This is a genomic window from Actinomycetospora chiangmaiensis DSM 45062, assembly GCF_000379625.1.
Classification (GTDB): Bacteria; Actinomycetota; Actinomycetes; order Mycobacteriales; family Pseudonocardiaceae; genus Actinomycetospora; species Actinomycetospora chiangmaiensis.
In genome coordinates this window covers 353,777-373,998 of record NZ_KB903240.1, presented here as the reverse complement: position 1 = coordinate 373,998, position 20,222 = coordinate 353,777, and the positions used below count along the sequence as shown (strand labels likewise).

The 20,222-nt window shown below is 73.2% G+C and carries 19 protein-coding genes; 12 read left to right on the top strand and 7 right to left on the bottom strand.

Annotated elements, in window-relative coordinates; genetic code table 11:
• The first annotated feature begins 214 nt into the window (after window positions 1-214).
• Genes A3CO_RS0118805 through A3CO_RS0118790 form a run of 4 tightly spaced genes read left to right on the top strand, consistent with a single transcriptional unit; the run spans window position 215 to window position 3,982 of the window.
• Window positions 215-1,159 carry a branched-chain amino acid ABC transporter permease gene (locus A3CO_RS0118805; RefSeq protein ID WP_018333791.1) on the top strand — a complete coding sequence of 315 codons (945 nt, stop codon included), beginning with the start codon at window positions 215-217 and terminating at the stop codon, window positions 1,157-1,159.
• Complete coding sequence (locus A3CO_RS0118800; protein ID WP_018333790.1) at window positions 1,156-2,376, top strand: branched-chain amino acid ABC transporter permease; 1,221 nt, start codon at window positions 1,156-1,158, stop codon at window positions 2,374-2,376. Before A3CO_RS0118805 ends, A3CO_RS0118800 begins: the two co-directional genes overlap by 4 nt.
• 38 nt (window positions 2,377-2,414) lie before the next feature.
• Entirely contained in the window at window positions 2,415-3,266 is an 852-nt protein-coding gene (locus tag A3CO_RS0118795; RefSeq protein WP_084682076.1) for an ABC transporter ATP-binding protein, read from the top strand.
• Window positions 3,263-3,982 carry an ABC transporter ATP-binding protein gene (locus tag A3CO_RS0118790; protein WP_018333788.1) on the top strand — a complete coding sequence of 240 codons (720 nt, stop codon included), beginning with the start codon at window positions 3,263-3,265 and terminating at the stop codon, window positions 3,980-3,982. The genes A3CO_RS0118795 and A3CO_RS0118790 overlap by 4 nt, the downstream gene beginning before the upstream one ends.
• Window positions 3,983-4,061: 79 nt before the next feature.
• Here A3CO_RS0118790 and A3CO_RS39705 read toward each other — a convergent pair whose 3' ends face one another.
• The 3 genes from A3CO_RS39705 to A3CO_RS0118780 form a co-directional block, all read right to left on the bottom strand.
• Window positions 4,062-4,928 (bottom strand): DNA polymerase domain-containing protein, encoded by an 867-nt coding sequence (locus tag A3CO_RS39705; protein WP_245561537.1) that lies wholly within the window; start codon window positions 4,926-4,928, stop codon window positions 4,062-4,064.
• Window positions 4,919-6,151 (bottom strand): DNA polymerase ligase N-terminal domain-containing protein, encoded by a 1,233-nt coding sequence (locus A3CO_RS39700; RefSeq protein WP_245561536.1) that lies wholly within the window; start codon window positions 6,149-6,151, stop codon window positions 4,919-4,921. The genes A3CO_RS39705 and A3CO_RS39700 overlap by 10 nt, the downstream gene beginning before the upstream one ends.
• A 75-nt stretch (window positions 6,152-6,226) precedes the next feature.
• On the bottom strand, window positions 6,227-6,658 hold the full coding sequence (locus tag A3CO_RS0118780; protein ID WP_018333787.1) for a PaaI family thioesterase: 432 nt from the start codon (window positions 6,656-6,658) through the stop codon (window positions 6,227-6,229).
• A gap of 58 nt (window positions 6,659-6,716) precedes the next feature.
• Here A3CO_RS0118780 and polA point away from each other — a divergent pair, with 58 nt between their 5' ends.
• The 4 genes from polA (at window position 6,717) to A3CO_RS0118760 (ending at window position 13,242) form a co-directional block, all read left to right on the top strand.
• The gene (gene polA / locus A3CO_RS0118775) at window positions 6,717-9,479 is read left to right on the top strand and encodes a DNA polymerase I (protein ID WP_018333786.1); all 2,763 of its coding nucleotides are present in this window, start codon (window positions 6,717-6,719) and stop codon (window positions 9,477-9,479) included.
• A 148-nt stretch (window positions 9,480-9,627) separates the two neighbouring features.
• On the top strand, window positions 9,628-11,118 hold the full coding sequence (locus A3CO_RS0118770; protein WP_018333785.1) for a flavin-containing monooxygenase: 1,491 nt from the start codon (window positions 9,628-9,630) through the stop codon (window positions 11,116-11,118).
• A complete protein-coding gene (locus A3CO_RS33095; RefSeq protein WP_018333784.1) occupies window positions 11,115-11,990 on the top strand; it encodes an NAD(P)-dependent oxidoreductase in 876 nt (291 codons plus the stop codon). Before A3CO_RS0118770 ends, A3CO_RS33095 begins: the two co-directional genes overlap by 4 nt.
• Before the next feature lie 22 nt (window positions 11,991-12,012).
• Window positions 12,013-13,242 (top strand): cytochrome P450, encoded by a 1,230-nt coding sequence (locus A3CO_RS0118760; RefSeq protein WP_018333783.1) that lies wholly within the window; start codon window positions 12,013-12,015, stop codon window positions 13,240-13,242.
• A gap of 8 nt (window positions 13,243-13,250) precedes the next feature.
• Here A3CO_RS0118760 and A3CO_RS38260 read toward each other — a convergent pair whose 3' ends face one another.
• From A3CO_RS38260 to A3CO_RS0118745, 3 genes are read right to left on the bottom strand one after another with little or no spacing between them, the layout of a single operon-like run.
• The gene (locus A3CO_RS38260; protein WP_018333782.1) at window positions 13,251-13,415 is read right to left on the bottom strand and encodes a hypothetical protein; all 165 of its coding nucleotides are present in this window, start codon (window positions 13,413-13,415) and stop codon (window positions 13,251-13,253) included.
• 52 nt (window positions 13,416-13,467) lie between these two features.
• A complete protein-coding gene (locus A3CO_RS0118750; protein WP_018333781.1) occupies window positions 13,468-14,454 on the bottom strand; it encodes a GNAT family N-acetyltransferase in 987 nt (328 codons plus the stop codon).
• Window positions 14,454-15,248 (bottom strand): class I SAM-dependent methyltransferase, encoded by a 795-nt coding sequence (locus A3CO_RS0118745; RefSeq protein ID WP_018333780.1) that lies wholly within the window; start codon window positions 15,246-15,248, stop codon window positions 14,454-14,456. The genes A3CO_RS0118750 and A3CO_RS0118745 overlap by 1 nt, the downstream gene beginning before the upstream one ends.
• Window positions 15,249-15,510: 262 nt before the next feature.
• On the opposite strand from A3CO_RS0118745, the gene rpsA reads away from it, so the two are divergent.
• From rpsA to coaE, 3 genes are all read left to right on the top strand, one after another.
• Complete coding sequence (gene rpsA / locus A3CO_RS0118740; protein WP_018333779.1) at window positions 15,511-17,025, top strand: 30S ribosomal protein S1; 1,515 nt, start codon at window positions 15,511-15,513, stop codon at window positions 17,023-17,025.
• Window positions 17,026-17,165: 140 nt separating this feature from the next.
• Complete coding sequence (locus A3CO_RS38255; protein WP_018333778.1) at window positions 17,166-17,333, top strand: hypothetical protein; 168 nt, start codon at window positions 17,166-17,168, stop codon at window positions 17,331-17,333.
• 53 nt (window positions 17,334-17,386) lie between these two features.
• Window positions 17,387-18,355, top strand: a complete 969-nt coding sequence (coaE, locus tag A3CO_RS33090) for a dephospho-CoA kinase (protein WP_051085997.1) — start codon at window positions 17,387-17,389, stop codon at window positions 18,353-18,355.
• A 53-nt stretch (window positions 18,356-18,408) separates the two neighbouring features.
• Here the strand turns inward: coaE and A3CO_RS0118725 are convergent, their stop codons facing one another.
• Window positions 18,409-18,921 (bottom strand): ribonuclease FAU-1 family protein, encoded by a 513-nt coding sequence (locus A3CO_RS0118725; protein WP_018333776.1) that lies wholly within the window; start codon window positions 18,919-18,921, stop codon window positions 18,409-18,411.
• Window positions 18,922-18,994: 73 nt separating this feature from the next.
• Here A3CO_RS0118725 and A3CO_RS0118720 point away from each other — a divergent pair, with 73 nt between their 5' ends.
• Window positions 18,995-20,194, top strand: a complete 1,200-nt coding sequence (locus A3CO_RS0118720; protein ID WP_342663168.1) for a DUF5685 family protein — start codon at window positions 18,995-18,997, stop codon at window positions 20,192-20,194.
• The last annotated feature ends 28 nt before the right edge of the window (window positions 20,195-20,222 follow it).

Genomic DNA, 20,222 nt, shown 5'->3' with positions numbered 1-20,222 from the left:
TCTTCACGACGACGGCCGCGCCCGGGTCACCAGCCCGGGCGCGGCCGTCGTACGTCCGCCCCCGCGGCACCTCGAAGACGACCGCCGCGTTCCCCCGGCCGGGCCACCAGCACCGGCCGCCGGCGCCCCCAGGGAGAGCGTCATCCACACCCTCACCGCAGTCACGGACCTGGTCACCCAGGGCACCGGGCCGTGGATCAACTTCGACGTCGGGTTGTTCCTCGACCGCTTCTGGGCCAACACGATCAACGGGCTCTCCTACGGGAGCATCTACGCCCTGGTCGCCCTCGGCTACACCCTGGTCTACGGGGTGCTCCAGCTCATCAACTTCGCCCACTCCGAGATCTTCGTGATCGGGGTGTTCGGCGTGTACTTCACCTTCCTCGCGCTGGGCTTCCAGCCCGGGCAGACCCCCAACGTCCCGCTCGCCGGCATCATCGCCAACCTCGTCCTCGCGGGCGCCGTCGGCATGATCCTCGCGGGCGTCGCGGCCGTGATCCTCGAACGCGTGGCCTACCGCCCGTTGCGCAAGCGCAACGCGCCCCGGCTCGCGTTCCTGATCACCGCGATCGGCGCGTCCTTCGTCATCCAGCAGGTCTTCCGGATCACCCGGGGCTCGAACCCCGAGGGCACGATCCGGCTGCTGCCGCCGGAACCGCTCTTCCGGATCTTCGGCGCCCCGGTGACGAACCTCCAGGTGATCATCATCCTGGCGGCGCTCGCGCTGTTCGTCGTCGCGGACACCTTCGTCAACCGCACGCGCCTCGGCCGCGGCGTCCGCGCCGTCGCCCAGGACCCCGCGACCGCGACGCTCATGGGTGTCAACCGCGAGCGCGTCATCATGATCACGTTCCTGCTCGGCGGCCTGCTCGCCGGTGCGGCCGCGCTGTTCTACCTGATGACGATCCCGCAGGGCGCGGTCTTCAACGGCGGCTTCCTGCTCGGCATCAAGGCGTTCGCCGCAGCCGTCCTCGGCGGTATCGGCAACCTGCGCGGCGCCCTGCTCGGCGGCCTGATCCTCGGGATCGCGGAGAACTACGGGCAGTCCCTGTTCGGCGGCGACTGGCGCGACGTCGTCGCGTTCGTGCTGCTCGTGGGCGTCCTCATGTTCCGCCCGACGGGAATCCTCGGGGAGTCGTTGGGGAAGGCGAGGGTATGACGGCGACGACGCAGTCGGAAGCACGCCCGTCGTCGGGAACGCCGCCGAGGCCGGGCCGGCGCGCCGAGCTCTCCCGCTGGTGGAACGCCCGCAGCCGGCCCCAGCAGTGGGGCCTGCTCGTGCCGGTGGCGGCGATCATCTACCTGCTGCCGGTGCTCAACCCGCCGATCCTCACCACCGAGCCGGCGACCTCGTTCCCGATCGCGCTGTTCAACGCGGCGGTGTTCGCGCTCATCGCCATCGGCCTCAACGTCGTCATCGGCCAGGCCGGTCTGCTCGACCTCGGCTACGTCGGCTTCTTCGCGATCGGCGCCTACACCGCGGCGCTGCTCTCGTCGCCGGACTCCGAGCTCGGCGTCCGTTTCCCGTGGCTGGTGATCGTGCCGATCGCCATGGTCGTCACGATGATCTCCGGGGTCATCCTCGGGACGCCGACGCTGCGGCTGCGCGGGGACTACCTCGCGATCGTCACGCTCGGCTTCGGCGAGATCGTCCGCCTGCTGGCCGACAACATCGACCCGTTGCGCGGCAACCGGGGCTTCCAGGACATCGCGCGTCCCGGCGGCACCTACTCCGACGGCACGCCGATCTTCACCCAGAACGACGCCCAGGGCTTCTACTGGCTCGCGGTCACCATCGTCATCATCGTCCTGCTGTTCATGGGGAACCTGGAGCGCTCGCGGGTCGGGCGCGCCTGGATCGCCGTGCGCGAGGACGAGGACGCGGCCGAGCTCACCGGGGTCCCGACGTACCGCTTCAAGATCTGGGCGTTCGCGATCGGTGCTGCGGTCGGTGGCCTCTCCGGCACGCTGTTCGCCGCGCAGGTCGGGTTCGTCAACAACCAGCGCTTCGACGTGACGACCTCGATCCTCTACCTCGCCGCGGTCGTCCTCGGCGGGCAGGGCAACAAGATCGGCGTCGTGGTCGGGGCGTTCCTGGTGTCCTACATCCCCGACCGGTTCCAGTTCGAGCCCGAGTACCGCTTCCTGGTCTTCGGTCTCGCGCTGATCATCCTCATGATCTTCCGGCCGCAGGGCATCCTCGGCATGCGCCAGCACCTGCTGACCTACGGCCGACAGGCGTACCAGAAACTGTTCGGGGCGGGGACCGGGGTGGCGCCGACGTCGCTCACGCCGTCGAGCAGACCGACCGGCGAGCCCGCGGAGGCGGTTCCCGACGACCGGTCCGGGTCCCGTCCGCAGGGAGGTGGCGAGTGACCGCGCCCGAGGAGGGCCTGCTCGAGGCCGTCGAGCAGATGGCGCCCGAGGAGCGTGCCGAGCACGAGGCCGAGGTCGCCGAGAAGGTCGCGGCGGACCGCGAGATCTCCGTGTCGACGGGGGAGACCCTGTTGGCCGTCCAGAACCTCACGGTCCGCTTCGGCGGACTCACCGCGCTCGACGACGTCTCCTTCGACGTGAAGCGGGGCGAGATCCTCGGGCTCATCGGCCCGAACGGCGCCGGGAAGACGACGTGCTTCAACATCGTCACCGGCGTCTACCGGCCCACCGAGGGCGACATCCGCCTCGAGGACCAGTCGCTCGCGAGGATGAAGCGGTACAAGATCATCCAGGCCGGCGTCGCCCGGACGTTCCAGAACATCCGGCTCTTCGGGGCCATGACGGCGCTCGAGAACGTCGTCGTCGGCACCGACGCCCGGCACCGCACCTCGGTGCCCGGGGCGCTGCTGCGGCTGCCGCGGCACCGTCGGGAGGAACGGGAGGCCGTCGACAAGGCGATGGCGCTCCTCGAGTTCGTCGGCATCGCCGACCGGGCGGCGGACAAGGCGACGTCACTGCCCTACGGCGACCAGCGGCGGCTCGAGATCGCCCGCGCGCTCGCGACCGAGCCGAAGCTGCTCTGCCTCGACGAGCCGGCGGCCGGGTTCTCCGCGATCGAGAAGGACGCGCTCTCCGAGCTGATCCTCAAGATTCGCGACGACGGGTTCACCGTCGTCCTCGTGGAGCACGACATGCGCGTGGTGCTCGGCGTGACCGACCGGCTCGTCGTCCTGGACTTCGGCCGCAAGATCGCCGACGGCGTCCCCGACGAGGTGCGCCGCGACCCGGCGGTCGTGTCGGCCTACCTCGGAACGGCGGTGGAGGAGTGAGCCTGCTCCAGCTCTCGGACGTCAACGTCGCCTACGGGCGCATCCAGGCGTTGCGGGGCATCTCGCTGACCGTGCAGGAGGGCCAGATCGTCTCGCTGATCGGCGCGAACGGCGCCGGCAAGACGACGACGATGAAGACCATCTCGGGGCTGCTCGGACTGCAGTCGGGGTCGATGACCTTCGACGGCGAGGACCTGACGAAGGTGCGCGCGGACCTGCGTGTGCGCAAGGGGATCTGCCAGGTGCCCGAGGGGCGCGGGATCTTCCCCGGCATGACGGTGCTGGAGAACCTGGACATGGGCGGGTTCGTCCGGTCCGACCGGCGCTCGAAGGAGTTCGCCGACGACCAGGAGCGGGCGTTCACGTACTTCCCGCGGCTGGCCGAGCGGCGCCACCAGGTCGGCGGCACCCTCTCCGGTGGCGAGCAGCAGATGCTCGCCATCGGCCGCGCCCTCATGGCACGGCCGCGGCTGCTGCTGCTCGACGAGCCCTCGATGGGGCTCGCCCCGCAGTTCATCCAGCAGATCTTCCGGGTGATCGAGGACATCAACCGGGAGGGCGTGACGGTCCTGCTGGTCGAGCAGAACGCCACCCAGGCCCTCGGGCTCGCCCACCAGGCGTACGTGCTGGAGACCGGGGAGGTGACCCGTTCCGGCCCCGGCTCGGAGCTGCTCGCCGACCCGACGATCCAGGACGCGTACCTGGGCGTGTCGTAGGACCCGGTCCGACACGAACGGGCCGTTCGTCAGGTGGGACCTGACGAACGGCCCGTTCGTCCGTTCCGGGGCCCTGCTCTCACAGCTCCGGGAGGTGCTGCGCGCGGCCCAGGAGCGGACGCAGCGGGTCGCCGACGGCCGCGAGGCGGTCGAGCACCGTCCGGACCGTCCACCGGTCGGGCCGCAGCTCCGGGTCGTCGAGCTCCTCCCAGGTGATCGGGACCGACACCGGTGCGTCCGGCGACGGGCGGGCGCTGAACGGGGCGACCAGCGTCTTGTTGATCGCGTTCTGGGTGTAGTCGAGGCGGGCGAGGCCACGGCGCCGGTCGGTGTGCCACTCCCACGAGACGAGCTGCGGGGCGATCGAGCCGACCGCGCGGGAGAGCTTCTCGACCCACGCCCGGGTGTCGTCGAACGAGTACCCGTCGGCGATCGGCACCCAGATCTGGACGCCGCGCTTCCCGGTGACCTTCGGGGCCGCCTCGACCTCGAGGTGCGCCAGGGCGGTGCGGTAGAGCCGGGCGAGCGTGAGGACGTCGTCGAACCCGACGGCCGGTCCCGGGTCGATGTCGATGAGCGCCCAGGTCGGGCGGTGGACGTCCGGCAGCCGCGAGGTCCACGGATGCAGCTCGAGCGCGGCGTGGTTGGCCAGCCAGACGAGGCCGGCGGTGCTGTCGAGGACGGCGTAGTACTGCGTGTCGTCGGGCCCGGCCCCGGGGTCGTGCCACCGCCGCAGCCACCCCGGCGCGTGGCCCGGCACCTCTTTCTGCCAGAACCCGGGACGGTCCACGCCGTCGGGGAACCGGTGCAGGTTGACCGGGCGTCCCGCGAGGTAGGGGAGCAGGAACGGCGCGACGGTGGCGTGGTAGCGGACCAGGTCGCGCTTGGTCACCGGCGGACCCGTCCGGCCGGGGAAGAGCGCCTTGTCGAGGTTCGTCAGGGCCACGTCCCGGCCGCCGACGGTCCACGTGCCGGCGGCCCCCAGGGCGTCGAGGGCGGCGAGCTCGTCCTCGGTCGCCGCGGCCTGGGCGGTCGGGTCGGCCCGGCGAGCGGCACCTCGGCGGTCGCCGCCGGCGCCCCGCTCTGCCACATCGCGGCCGGGGCGGCGGCCACCTCGTCGTTGGTGCGGCCACTGAGCACCGAGCGCGGGTGCGCCTCCGGGTCCCAGCCGTCCACGGCGTCGTCGTCGCGTTTGTGGACGAGGACCCACTGCTCCTTGCGCCCGCCGTCGTCGGCGCGGCGCACGAACACGAACCGCCCGGCGAGCTTCTCGCCCACGAGGTCGGCATGCAGCTCGCCGGCCGCGAGAGCCGCCGCGGGGTCCTCGGTGCGGGCCGGACGCCAGGTGCCGCGGTCCCAGACGATCACGTCGCCGCCGCCGTACTGCCCGGCGGGGATGACGCCCTCGAAGAACGCGTAGTCCATCGGGTGGTCCTCGGTGCGGACGGCCAGGTGGCGGGCGGCCGGGTCCAGCGTCGGGCCGCGCGGGACGGCCCAGCTGGCGAGCGCCCCGTCCACCTCGAGGCGGACGTCGTAGTGCAGCCGCCGGGCCCGGTGTCGCTGCACGACGAAGATCGGCTCCCCGGGCTCCGGCGCGCCGCCCGTCGGCTCCGGGGTGACCGTGAAGTCGCGCATGCTCGCGTAGGTGCCGAGCCGGCCGGGGACCGTCGCGCACACCCGGTCCGGCGAGCGGCGGCCCGGGCGGTAGAGCGCGGTGCGGCGCACGGCGACGATCCCGGGCAGGCCGTGGCGGCGGGCCACCGCCAGCACCTCGGCCGGTGCGACGTCGGTGAACACGGGCGGCACCAGCGTGCCGGGCCCGCAGTCGAGCGCCTCGAGGCGGGCGCGGCGCTCGTCGAACGGCCGGTCGCACAGGTCCTCGCCGTCCGCGTGCAGCAGGTCCGCGACCGTCAGGGTGTCCGTGCCGTCGGGCGCCGGTCGCCCCTGCCCGTCGAGCGCCACGACCTCACCGTCGAGCACGAGGCCCCGGGTGACCCCGACGAGTCCGGGGAGGTCGGCGGCCAGGTCCTCGCCGTCCTCGCCCGTCGCGCGGATCTCGTCGCCCGTCGTGTCGACCACGACGCGCCGCCCACCCCACGCGAAACCGACGGCCCAGTCCCCGCCGACGGGCGGGTCACCGGGCGTCGGGATCTCGGGGCGCGGGGTCACGACGGAGGCTTCCCACTGCGGGCCGCGGACATGACAGGGCCGAACGGCGCCGGGCCCGGGCGCGGGTGACCCGTGTCAGGCCTGCGGGGTGGCGTCCCGGTAGATGCAGGTCAGCTTGGCCGTGCAGACGCGGCGACCCTCCTCGTCGGAGATGACGATCTCGAACGTGCCGACCGTCTTCCCGACCGACGCCGGGGTGCAGACCGCGGTGACGAGGCCGGCGAGCGCGGAGCGGTGGTGGGTGCACCCGAGCTCCAGGCCGACCGGCCGCCGGTCGCCGACCCGGTTGAGGTAGGCCGCCGTCGAGCCGACCGTCTCGGCGAGCACGGCACTCGCGCCGCCGTGCAGCAGGCCGAAGGGCTGACGGTTCCCGGCCACCGGCATCGTGGCGACCACCCGGGCCGGATCCCACTCGGTGATCTCGATGCCCATCTTCGACCCGAGCTGCTCGTCGGGGTAGGCGACCTCGAGCTCGGGGACGGCCTGCTGTTCGGGGGAGGGTGCCACGGTTGCACCCTAGGGACGACGGGCGAGAGTGTCGGACCCCCCTGGCAGACTCGGCGTCGTGGCTGGGACGAAGACCGCAGACAAGCCCGCGACGACGCCGGGGGACCAGGCCGGGGGCGCGCGGCTGCTGCTGCTCGACGGGCACTCCCTCGCCTACCGGGCGTTCTTCGCGCTCCCGGTGGAGAACTTCACCACCACGTCGGGGCAGAAGACGAATGCCGTCTACGGCTTCACCTCGATGCTGATCAACCTGCTGCGCGACGAGGCGCCGACGCACGTGGGCGTCGCCTTCGACGTGTCCCGGCAGAGCTTCCGGTCCGAGACCTACGCCGCCTACAAGGCCAACCGCAGCGCGACGCCCGACGAGTTCCGCGGGCAGGTCGACCTGATCCGCGAGATCCTCGCGACGCTGCACATCCCCGTGATCATGCGGGAGGGCTACGAGGCGGACGACGTGATCGCCACGCTCACCACGCAGGCGGTGGCCGAGGGCATGCAGGTCGCCATCTGCACGGGGGACCGCGACGCCTTCCAGCTGGTCTCCGAGCAGGTCACCGTGCTCTACCCGCGCAAGGGCGTGTCCGATCTCGTGCGCTACACCCCCGAGGCGGTGCTGGAGCGCTACACGCTGACGCCGGAGCAGTACCCCGACTTCGCGGCCCTGCGCGGCGACCCCAGCGACAACCTGCCCAGCATCCCCGGCGTCGGGGAGAAGACCGCGCAGAAGTGGGTGCGGGAGTTCGGCAGCCTGGACGCGCTCGTCGAGCGGGTCGACGAGGTCCGGGGCAAGGCGGGCGACGCGCTGCGCGAGCACCTGTCGTCGGTGGTGCTCAACCGGCAGCTGACCGAGCTCGTGCGTGACGTCGAGCTCGACGTGACGCCGCCGGAGCTCGAGGCGCGGGCGTGGGACCGGGACGCGGTGCACCGCCTGTTCGACGAGCTGGAGTTCCGCGTCCTGCGCGAGCGGCTGTTCTCCACGCTGCAGTCCGCCGAGCCGGAGGCCGACGAGGGTTTCGAGGTGCGCGGCGCCGCACTCGAACCGGGCGCGGTCGCGGCGTGGCTCGACGCGCACGCCCGCGACGGCCGGCGCGCGGGACTGGGCTTCCGGGGCACGTGGTCGCACGGGACGGGCGATCTCGAGGGCGTCGCGATCGCGGCGGCCGACGGGGAGACCACCTACGTCGACGCCCGGGCGGTCACGCCGGAGGACGAGACGGCGCTGGCCGCCTGGCTCGCCGACCCGGAGCTGCCGAAGGCGGGGCACGAGATCAAGGGGCCGCTGCACGCCGTGCGGGCCCGGGGCTGGCGGCTCGAGGGGGTCACCAGCGACACCGGGCTCGCCGCCTACCTCGCCCGGCCCGGCGAGCGCAGCTTCGACCTCGCCGACCTGGCGCTGCGCTACCTGCGCCGCGAGCTGCGGGTCGAGGAGACCGGAGGTGGCGCGTCGGGGGGCGACCAGCTCACGCTCGACGGCGGCGAGGAGGAGGCCGACGCGACGCTCGCGCAGACCGAGATGCTGCGTGCCCGGGCGGTGGCCGACCTCGCCGACAAGCTCGACGCCGACCTCGCCGAGCTGGGCGGCACCGCCCTGCTCACCGAGCTCGAACTGCCGCTGCTCGCCGTCCTGGCCGACCTCGAGGAGGCGGGTGTGGCGGTGGACGTGTCGGCGCTGCAGGACCTGGAGTCGCAGTTCGGCGCCCGCGTCCAGTCGGCCGCGCAGTCGGCGTACGACGTGATCGGCAAGGAGATCAACCTCGGGTCGCCGAAGCAGCTGCAGGTGGTGCTCTTCGACGAGCTGCAGATGCCGAAGACCAAGCGCACCAAGACCGGCTACACCACCGACGCCGACGCGCTGCAGACGCTGAACGAGTCCAACCCCCACCCCTTCCTCGAGCACCTGCTCGAGCACCGCGACGCCACCCGGCTGCGGGTGACGGTGAAGGGCCTGCTCGACTCGGTGTCCGACGACGGGCGCATCCACACCACCTTCAACCAGACGATCGCGCGCACCGGACGGCTCTCGTCCACCGAGCCGAACCTGCAGAACATCCCGGTGCGCACCGAGGCCGGGCGCCGGATCCGCGACACCTTCGTCGTCGGGGCCGACTCCGCGGCCGGCGCCTACGCCGAGCTCATGACGGCCGACTACTCGCAGATCGAGATGCGGATCATGGCGCACCTCTCGGTCGACGCCGAGCTCATCGAGTCGTTCAAGTCGGGCGAGGACTTCCACTCGGTCACCGCCGCCAAGGTCTTCGGGGTCGCCGAGGACGAGGTCAGCCCCGGGCAGCGCGCGAAGATCAAGGCGATGAACTACGGCCTGGCCTACGGGCTGTCGGCCTACGGCCTGTCCGCGCAGCTCCGCACCTCCACCGAGGAGGCCAAGGAGCTCATGGAGGACTACTTCGCGCGCTTCGGCGGGGTGCGGGACTACCTGTTCCAGGTGGTCGACCAGGCGCGCAAGGACGGCTACACCAGCTCGATCCTGGGCCGGCGGCGCTACCTGCCCGATCTCACGAGCGACAACCGGCAGCGGCGGGAGATGGCGGAGCGGATGGCGCTCAACGCGCCGATCCAGGGCAGCGCGGCCGACATCGTCAAGGTCGCGATGCTCGGGGTGCACGCGGCGCTGCGCGAGGAGGGGCTGCGCAGCCGGATGCTGCTCCAGGTGCACGACGAGCTCGTGCTCGAGGTGGCGCCGGGGGAGCGGGAGCAGGTCACCGAGCTGGTGCGCCGCGAGATGGGCGCGGCGTTCGCGCTCGACGTGCCGCTGGAGGTGTCGGTCGGGTTCGGTCGGTCGTGGGACCAGGCCGCCCACTAGGGAGACCGCAGCGGAGCGGAGCTCGACCCGGGCCACGGGAGACGCAGCGGAGCGGAGCTCGACCCGGGCCACGGGAGACGCAGCGGAGCGGAGCTCGACCCGAATCAAGGGTTGGTACGCAGCGGTACCACGCGGTAAGGTGGTACGCATGAGTACCGCGGACGGGAGCACCCCCGAGCACCTGGATGTCGTCATCGTCGGCGCGGGCCTGTCCGGCATCGGCACGGCCTGCCACCTGACCACGGAGCACCCGCACCGCTCCTACGCCGTCCTCGAGGCGCGCGAGGACCTGGGCGGCACGTGGAGCCTGTTCCGGTACCCGGGCATCCGGTCCGACTCCGACATGCACACGCTGGGCTTCCGCTTCCGCCCGTGGCCGGACTCGGTCGCGCTCGCCGACGGGCCCTCGATCCTGGAGTACGTCCGCGACACCGCGGAGGAGTACGGGGTCGACGAGCACATCCGGTACGGCCGCCGGGTCACCGCCGCCGCCTGGTCGAGCGTCGAGCAGCGCTGGACCCTGACGGTGTCGAGCGCCGCGGGCGACGAGCACCTGACCTGCTCCTACCTGCTGTGGTGCTCGGGCTACTACCGCTACGACCAGGGCTACACGCCCGACTTCCCCGGCATCGAGAACTTCGGCGGCACGGTCGTGCACCCGCAGCTGTGGGACCCGGAGCTCGACTACGCGGACAAGAAGGTCGTCGTCATCGGCTCCGGTGCCACGGCCGTGACGCTGGTGCCCGCCATGACCCAGGGCGAGGGCCGCGCCGCCCACGTCACGCAGCTGCAGCGCACCCCGAGCTACGTGCTCGCCATCGGCCGCACCGACCCGATCGCCGAGAAGCTCTCCCGCTGGCTGCCGGCGAGGATCGCCGACCCGCTCGTGCGGGCGAAGAACATCGCGCAGATCATCGCGCTGTACCAGATCTCGCAGCGGTTCCCCGGCTTCATGAAGGGCGTGCTCCGCAAGCAGGTCGCCGCCCAGCTGCCCGAGGGCTACGAGGTCGACACCCACTTCAACCCGCCGTACAACCCGTGGGACCAGCGCATGTGCATGGTGCCCAACGGCGACCTGTTCAAGGCCATCAAGCGCGGCGACGCCGACATCGTCACCGACAAGATCGACACCTTCACCGAGCACGGCATCCGCCTCGCGTCGGGCCAGGAGCTCGAGGCCGACATCGTCATCACGGCCACCGGCCTGAACCTGCAGCTGTTCGGCGGGGCCACGCTCACCGTCGACGACGAGCCGGTGAAGCTGCCCGACACCATGGCCTACAAGGGCATGATGCTCTCCGGTGTGCCGAACCTCGTGTTCATGATCGGCTACACGAACGCCTCCTGGACGCTGAAGGTCGACCTCGTCGCCGAGTACTTCTGCCGCCTGCTGCGCTGGATGGACGCGCACGGGAAGGTCGTGGCCACCCCGGAGCGCGACGCGTCGGTCGAGGAGCGTCCGCTGCTCGACTTCGAGGCCGGGTACGTGCAGCGCTCGATCCACGAGCTGCCCCGCGGCGGCGACCGCAAGCCGTGGACGCTGGCGATGAACTACGCCATCGACGCGGTCGCGCTGCGCCGCGGCGACCTCGAGGAGGGCATGCGCTTCGAGTCGGAGCGCGCCACGATCCCCGCGTGACGACGGTCGGGATCCACGCACCGGGCGCGATGGGCACGGCCCTCGCCCGGTGCGTGCGTGCGGGTGGCCACGAGGTCCTGACGACGGCCGTGGGCCGCTCCCCGGCCACCGGGCGGCGCCTGGCCGACGCCGGGATCCCCGACGCCGGGTCGCTCGACGCGGTCGTCGCCGGGGCCGACGTACTGGTCAGCGTCGTGCCGCCGGGACAGGCGCGCGACGCGGCGGCCGGGATCGCCGCCGCGTGCGGGCGCACCGGAGCCCGCCCGCTCGTGGTGGAGGCGAACGCCGTCGCGCCGGACACCGTCGTGGCGATCGCCGCGGACCTGCCGGACCTGGTCGACGCCGCCATCTCGGGGCCGCCGCCCACCCCGGAGGCGGAGCAGCCGACCCGGGTGTTCCTCTCCGGCGCCCGCGCCGAGGAGGTCGCCGGGCTCGCGGTGCCGGGTGTGGCCTGGGTGGTGCTCGGCGCCACGCCCGGCGCCGCCAGCGCGACCAAGATGTGCACGGCGTCGGTCCGCAAGGGCTTCACCGGCCTGCTGGCGCAGGCGCTGCTGACCGCGGACCACCACGGCGTGCTCGACGCCGTCCTCGCCGACCTGCGCCTGGACTTCCCGACGGCGGGGGTGCGCCCGGCCGCCGTCGCGGCCACCAAGGCCTGGCGCTTCGTCGACGAGATGACCGCCATCGCCGACACCCAGGCCGGGGCCGGTCTCACCCGCGCGTTGTTCGACGGCTTCGCGGAGGTCTACGGCGACCTCGCCACGAGCGCCTCCGGGGACCGGCGGCCGGAGGACCTCCCCGACACACCCGACGTCGGGGACCTCCGTCCGCGGGGGAGGGGCCGGACCGGAACGGGGCTTGGCGAGGAGTAGCGGGGTGGGTCAGGGTGCCGGAGTGACCGCCGGTGGCGACGAGCCTCGTCCGCGCCTGCCCCTGTCGGGCGATGCCCTGCTCCGCCCGGACCCCCGCTACGGGGACCTCCGCGACCGCGGGCCGCTGGCCCGCGTGCTCACGCCCGCGGGCGACGAGGCCTGGCTGGCGGTGCGGTACGCCGAGACCAGGGCCCTGTTCGCCGACCCCCGGCTCGGCCGCTCCCACCCGCATCCCGCGGAGGCGGCCCGGATCTCCGACTCCGGCGTGCAGGGCGGGGCCGCCGCCAACTACGCGACCGAGGCGGCCGACCACGCCTTCATGCGGCGACTCGTCGCGCCGTCCTTCTCCGCCCGGCGGGTGGCACGGCTCGGGCAGTACGTCCAGCAGCTGCTCGACGGCTACCTCGACGAGATGATCCGGGAGCACGACCGCACCGGCGCCCCGGTGGACCTGCACGCGTGGGTGACCGGGCCCCTGCCCGTGCGGATGATCGGGGAGCTGCTCGGCGTCCCGGCCGCGGACCACGGCCACTTCCGCGATCTCGCCGACCGGGCCGGCGGCCTGCGTGGCACGGCTCCCCGGGCCGCGATCGGAGAACTGGTCGGCTACGCGACCTCGCTGCTCGAGTGCAAGCGGGCCACTCCCGGCGACGACGTCGTCTCCGACCTGGTCGCCGCGCAGGACGAGCACCCCGACTTCACCGACGAGGCCGCGGTCGGCATCCTGATCATGCTGCTCATCGCGGGCCACGAGACCACGGTGTCGTTCACCGACATGGGCGTGCTGCTGCTCCTGCGCCACCGGGCGGTGCTCGACGCCCTCGGCCGCGACGCCTCCCTGGCCGATCAGGTGGTCGAGGAGGTCCTGCGGGTCGGGAGTTCCGGGGGCGTCGGCATGGTCCGGTACGCGCACACCGACGTCGACGTCGTCGCCGCGGACGGCACGGGCACGACGATCAGGGCCGGCGATGCGGTCATCCTCTCGATGAGCTCCGCCAACCGCGACGAACGGGCCTTCGACGACCCGTCGGAGTTCCGGCCCTTCGCCCCGAGCGCCGCACCGCACGTCGGCCTGGGCCACGGCCCCCGGTTCTGCCTCGGGGCGCCGCTGGCGCGCCTGGAGATGCGGGCGGTGCTCTCGACGCTCGCCGCGCGCCTGCCCGGACTCCGCCTGGCCGGCGAGGAGTCCGAGGTGATCACCCGGCGCGACTCGTTCATGGGCGGCATCGAGTCCCTCCCGGTCACCTGGTGACCGTCCGGTCAGACCGAGCCGGCCCGCGCGCCGTGCAGCGGGCAGGAGGGGTCGACGAACGACTCCTCCTGGTTGAACAGCACCGAGCAGCGGCAGCCGAAGCGCACGGCGTCCGGCGTGCCGGGTGCCATGGCCGGGTCGACCGCGGCGGCCTTCCTCGCGAGCTCGTCCATGGGCACCCAACGAGCCGGGTGTCCCGCCGGTGACGCCGAACGGGTGATGGGCTCAGGCCGGTCGGAGACCCCCGGCCGGCCGAACCTCCCAGAGTGTCCACAACGGCCGGTAACCGGCGCGGGGCCAGAAGACGGACGACAGCGGGTTCGGCGGGTTGTAGTAGAGGTAGGTGCCGCGGACCGGCAGGGCCGACTCCGTCGTCTCCAGCTCCGGGAGGGCGGTGGCGACGAGGCGGTGGCCCACCCCGCTGCCGCGCTCCGACGACGTCACCGAGGCGCAGTTGACGTAGCCCCAGGCGCCGGGCGGCAGCAGTCCCGCCAGCCACGTCCCGGGGGTCGACTCGGTGCGGCCGCACTCCATCATCCCGACGGCCCGGTCGCGGCGCAGGGCGATCCAGGTGGGCTCGCCGCGGGTCAGCCGGTCGCGGATCGTGGTGCGCTTCACGGCCTCCGCGTCGGCCCGGACCAGGGAGCCGCCGACCTGGCTGGAGTAGGCGAGTTCCTCCATGGCGAGGCGGACGCAGGCGTCGAGGTCGTCGGGCGTGGCCCGTCGCACCTCGAGGTCGGGGTCCGGGGGCGGCGCCGACACCGGCGCGGGAGGGCGCACGGCGAGGACGGCCAGCGGGACGAGGCCGTGGTCGAGGAAGACCCGGGTGGCGACGACGTCGCGGCTCGGCCAGGTCACCGTGGCGGCCGAGTCCGGCTCCCGCAGCACGGCCGGCAGCAGGCGGCCCCGCCAGGCCTCGACCAGCGCGTGCAGCGGGGCGTGGCCGGCGGCGCCGACCACGGGGTGCAGCTCCGAGACCTGTGCGGCCGACCAGAGCAGGGGCCCGCTCCCGGCCGGCCAGGTGTGGTGGGTGACCACGCCGGCCACGCGGTGCGGGGGCGTCCCGACCACGACGATGTCGCCCGGCGGGGGAGCGACGGCCTCCGGGAGCCGCGGGTCGAGCGCCGCGAAGCGACGGCGCTGCACGTCGAGCAGGTCGGCCAGCACGCGGGCCGGGGTCTCGGGCGCGGTCCGGGCCGCGTGCCGGGCCATCAGCCGGGCAGCCGGCAGCGGAAGATCGCCGTCCCGGGGAACAGGGCGCCCCGCAGCGGCGACCACTGCCCCCACACGTCGGTGAGGCCGGCCGGCCACTCCGGCTCGACGAGGCCCTCGAGCACGAAGCCCGCTCCGACCACCTCGGCGATCCGGTCGCCCAGCGTCCGATGGTGCTCGACGTAGGTGGCGCGGCCGTCCTCGTCGAACTCGGCGTAGCCGGTGCGGTCGAAGTAGGAGTGGACGACGGTGAGGCCCTCCTCGCCGGGGTCGTCCGGGAAGATCCACCGCAGCGGGTGGTTCACCGCGAACACCCACCGGCCGCCGGGCCGCAGCACCCGCGCCACCTCGGCCATGAGCGCGGCCGAGTCGGCCACGAAGGGGACGGCCCCGAAGGCCGAGCAGGCGAGGTCGAACCCGTCGTCGGGAAAGGGCAGGCGCGAGGCGTCCGCCTGGATCAGCGGCACCGGGGTCCCCGAGCGTCGCGACGCCGCCTGCGCCTGGCGCAGCATCCCGAGCGAGAGGTCGACGCCGACCGCGTCGGCGCCCCGGTCGACCAGCCAGCGGGCGCAGGACGCGGCGCCGCAGCCGACCTCGAGGACCTGCTTCCCGACGAGGGCCGCGGTCGGCCCGAGCAGCTGCGCGTCCGCCTCCCGGAGCCGCTCGGGGCACCAGACGAAGTCGGCGTCGCCGAGGAAGGCGCCGTGCTCGGCCTGGTAGTCCGCCGCGTCGGCGTCCCACCAGGCACGGGAGGCCGCGACGGACTCCGCGTCCCCCACGGCGCCGGCGCTCATGGGCGGCATCCTGGCACGCCGTCCGGACACGCCCGACACGCCGGGCGGGCTGCACGGTGTGACCCGTTTGCCGGTCCGTCGGGAGAGTGGATACGATGGAGTTCCACGTCAGTGGTCTCGCCCTGTCCGGTCGGCTCCGGTGGGCAGCGATCCCCTCGGTCCCCGCGGGTGCCGAACCAGCGCGTCAGGACGACGTCCGCCCTCGTGGTTGAACCACCTGTCCACCTGACCGAGACCTGCCCATCCCGGAGCCACCCACCGTATGTCCATCGACACCCACACCGCCCCGAGCCACAGCAGCCCCCAGGTTGCTGTCAACGACATCGGGTCGGAAGAGGACTTCCTCGCTGCCATCGACGAGACGATCAAGTACTTCAACGATGGCGACATCGTCGAAGGCACGATCGTCAAGGTCGACCGCGACGAGGTCCTTCTCGACATCGGCTACAAGACCGAGGGCGTCATCCCCTCGCGTGAGCTGTCCATCAAGCACGATGTCGACCCCAACGAGGTCGTCGCCGTCGGCGACGAGGTCGAAGCCCTCGTCCTCCAGAAGGAGGACAAGGAGGGCCGGCTGATCCTGTCCAAGAAGCGCGCGCAGTACGAGCGCGCCTGGGGCACGATCGAGCAGCTCAAGGACAACGACGAGCCGGTCAAGGGCACCGTCATCGAGGTCGTCAAGGGTGGTCTCATCCTCGACATCGGCCTCCGCGGCTTCCTCCCCGCGTCGCTGGTCGAGATGCGCCGCGTCCGCGATCTCCAGCCGTACGTCGGCAAGGAGATCGAGGCCAAGATCATCGAGCTGGACAAGAACCGCAACAACGTGGTCCTGTCCCGCCGCGCCTGGCTGGAGCAGACCCAGTCCGCCGTGCGCAGCGAGTTCCTCAACCAGCTCGCGAAGGGCCAGATCCGCAAGGGTCAGGTCTCCTCGATCGTCAACTTCGGCGCCTTCGTCGACCTCGGCGGGGTCGACGGTCTGGTGCACGTCTCCGAGCTGTCCTGGAAGCACATCGACCACCCCTCCGAGGTCGTCGAGGTCGGCCAGGAGGTCACGGTCGAGGTCCTCGACGTCGACCTGGACCGCGAGCGGGTCTCGCTGTCGCTCAAGGCGACGCAGGAGGACCCGTGGCGTCAGTTCGCCCGGACCCACCAGATCGGCCAGATCGTGCCCGGCAAGGTCACGAAGCTCGTGCCGTTCGGTGCGTTCGTGCGCGTCGACGAGGGCATCGAGGGCCTGGTCCACATCTCCGAGCTGGCCGAGCGCCACGTCGAGGTGCCGGAGCAGGTCGTCCAGGTCGGCAACGACGTCATGGTCAAGGTCATCGACATCGACCTCGACCGTCGCCGCATCTCGCTCTCGCTGAAGCAGGCGAACGAGGGCATGACGCCGGAGACCGAGTTCGACCCGGCGCTCTACGGCATGGGCGCCGAGTACGACGACGCCGGCAACTACATCTACCCGGAGGGCTTCGACCCCGACTCCGGGGAGTGGCGTGAGGGCTTCGAGTCCCAGCGCGAGGAGTGGGAGCGCCAGTACCAGGCGGCGTACGCCCGCTACCAGCAGCACGTCGCGCAGCTGCAGCGCACCGCCGAGCAGGAGGCGGAGGCCGCCGAGGCGGCCCCGGCCAACTACTCCTCGGGTGGTCCGGCGGACGAGTCCGCCGAGCCGCGGGACGACGACGACCCGGGCCAGGGCCCGCCGTCGCAGTCCGGCGCCGGGTCGCTCGCCAGCGACGCGCAGCTCGCCGCGCTGCGGGAGAAGCTCTCGGGCAACTGATCGCCTGAGCGCCTGACAGCACTGGTCGACGGGCCCTCATCCCTGCGGGGATGGGGGCCCGTCGTCGTGTCGGGGGTGCCACGGTCGGGTCACTCGGGTATCTTTCGTCCCGCTAGTCACACCAGTCCCAGGGGGTCGGCATGTTCTCGTGGCGTCGTCGGTCCGGTCGGCACCGTCTCGGGTCCACCGGTCTCACCTGGGCCGGTGAGCACGTCGCCGTCGCGGTCGCCCTCGGGGTGCCGGCCGTCGCGCGGCGCGGGCTGTTCGAGACCTTCTTCGCGACGGCGAGGCACGCGGCGCTCGCGTGACCCGGGGGCGAGCGGAGCGACGGGAAGATCGCCGCTAGGGCAGACTGCGCGCCGTGCTGCGTGTGGGACTGACCGGGGGCATCGGGGCGGGCAAGTCGACGGTCGCCTCGGAGCTGGCGTCGCTGGGTGCCGTAATCGTGGACTCGGACAAGATCGCCCGCGAGGTCGTCGAGCCGGGGACCGACGGGCTGGCCGCGGTGGTGGAGGCGTTCGGTCCCGACGTGCTCGACGCCGACGGGGCGCTCGACCGGCCCGCGCTCGGGAAGATCGTCTTCAACGACGACGAGGCCCGGGCGCGACTGAACGGCATCCTGCACCCCCGGATCGGCCGGCGGACCGGGGAGCTCGTCGCGGCCGCCCCGTCCGACGCGGTGCTGGTGCACGACGTGCCGCTGCTCGTGGAGAACGGCATGGGCGCGGCGTTCGCGCTCGTCGTCGTGGTGGATGCGCCCGAGGACGTGCGCGTGGAGCGGCTGGGACGCACGCGGGGGATGTCCGAGGACGACGCCCGCTCGCGGATCCGGGCCCAGGCCACGACCGAGGCGCGGCGGGCGGCCGCGGACGTGTGGATCGACAACGTCGGCTCCGAGGACGAGGTCCGCGCCAGCGTGGGGACGCTGTGGTCCGACCGGCTCGTCCCCTTCGAGGCCGCGGTGCGCGCCAGGACGGCCACGACGTGGCCGGAGGACGCGGTGCCGGCCGACCCGACCTGGCCGGACCAGGCCCGACGGCTGGCCGCCCGGCTCGTGCTCGCGGGCCGGGAGCAGGTCGCGCGGGTGGAGCACGTCGGTCCGACCGCCGTGCCCAGGATGTCGGCCCCGGACGTCATCGACCTGCTGGTGCTGAGCGCCTCCTCGCCCGACGAGCTCGTGGGTCCCTTCGGGGGCATCGGGTTCCCGCGGGTGGAGGGCGCTCGGTTCGGCAGCGCCGACCCTGCCCGCCCGGCACGCGTGGTGGTCGCGCCGGAGGCCTCCGACCTCGCGTCGGAGTTGCTGTCCGCGCGGGACGATCAGCGGGCCTGACGCTGAGGCTCAGCGGGCCTGACGCCTGTGCTGAGCGGGTCCGGCGCCGCGCCTCAACGCCAGGGCCAGTCGAGGACGATGCCGCGGGTCGCGAGCCACGCGTCGAGGTCGTGCCCGTGCTCGGCGATACTCGCGTACGTCGTCGTCGCCGTGGTGAGGGCCCGCTCGGCCGCCTCCCGAGCGAGGACCCCCGCGGCGACGGCCTCGACGTACTCGTCGACGTCGAGGAGCTCGGTCCGCTCACCGGTGTGGACGACGAGGTCGAGGTAGAAGTCCGTGGTCGTCCAGACGTCGCCGTCGCGGGTCACGTCGGCGATGTCGACGTAGAAGTCCTGCAGCCGCTCGAACCCGGGCTTGAAGCTGAAGTCGGTGACCCGGATCCCGAGGTCGGGCAGCAGCCACGAACGCATGTGCGTGAGCGACGGGTGGTCGGGCATCGGGCGGGCGAGGTAGAGGCCGAACGGGGTGGTGCGGTAGAGGTCGACGGCCCGGACGAAGCCCTTCGGGTCGGTGTTCGTGCCCTCGGCGACGGCGAACGTCTCGACCTTCGGGGGATGCAGCGCCACGCCGCGGGACCCTAACGACGACCGTCGGTAGCGCGCGGGAGGGCCGGGTCGGCTGTCGCTCGAACGGACGCTGGTGGACACCGACGGCCACCGTGATCCTGTGCCGGTGTTCGGCTTCCTCCGTCCGTGTCGCCATCACCTGGGCCCCGAGCTGCACGGACTCTGGTCGTCGCACCTGTGCGGCCTGTGCCTGGCGCTCCGCGACGGGGCGGGGCAGCCGGCCCGGGTGACCACGCACGTGGACGCGCTGGTCGTCTCGGTGCTCGGGGAGGCGCAGGGCGTCGTCGGCACCCGGCGGGCCGGCCCGTGTCCGCTGCGGGGGATGCGGCCGGCGACGGTCGTGACCGGGGAGGGCGCCCGACTCGCCGCGTCGACCGCCCTCCTGCTGGCCGCGGACCGGGTGGCCGACCACGTCGAGGACCGCGACGGTGCGTTCGCCTCGCGCCCCGCCGCCGTCGTCGGGAAGCACCTCGCGACGCGGTGGTCGCGGGCGGGGACCTCGGTCGCGACGGACCTCGGGTTCGATCCCGCGGCCCTGCTCGCCGTGCCGGCCCGGCAGCGGGAGGTGGAGGCGCGGGTCGGGTCGTCGCTCCGGGCGGTCACCGCACCGACGGAGGCGGCGGTCGGCGCGGCGCTCGCGCACACCGCGGTGCTCGCCGGTCGTCCGGGGAACGCGGCTCCGCTCGACGAGGCGGGCCGGCTCCTCGGACGCCTCGCGCACCTGCTCGACGCCGTGGCCGACCTCGACGACGACGCGGCCCGGGGCCGGTGGAACCCGCTGGCGGCCACCGGGGTGTCGCGGTCGGGGGCGTCGGGGGAGTGCCGGGCGACGGTCGCCGAGATCGGGGCGGCCCTGCGGCGGGTGTCGTTCGTGCCGGGTCCGGCCCGGCGGCTCGCGCACGTGCTGCTGGTGCACGAGACGGGGCGCGCGGTGGAGCGGGCGGCAGGACCCCGGGAGCCGTTGGCGCCGTGGGACCCGGCCGCGCCCGGTGGGGAGCCGCCGGGGGAGGAGCCGCCGGACGGAGGGCCGCCGGACCCGCCGTCGGGACCGGGGCGGCGGGGTCTGCTCGCGGGCTGCGCGGCCGCGGCCGGCCTGTGCTGCACCGGGCAGCTGTGCTGCGCGGACGAGTTCGTGGGGCCGTGGTCGGGGCAGCCGCGGCAGAACCCCTGCGGGCGGTGCTCGGACTGCGTCGACTGCTCCGAGTGCTCCTGCGACTGCTGTGACGACTGCTCCTCGTGCGGCGACTGCTGCTCGTGTGACTGCGGGTCCTGATCCGCCTCTGAGCTGGGGAAATCGTGAT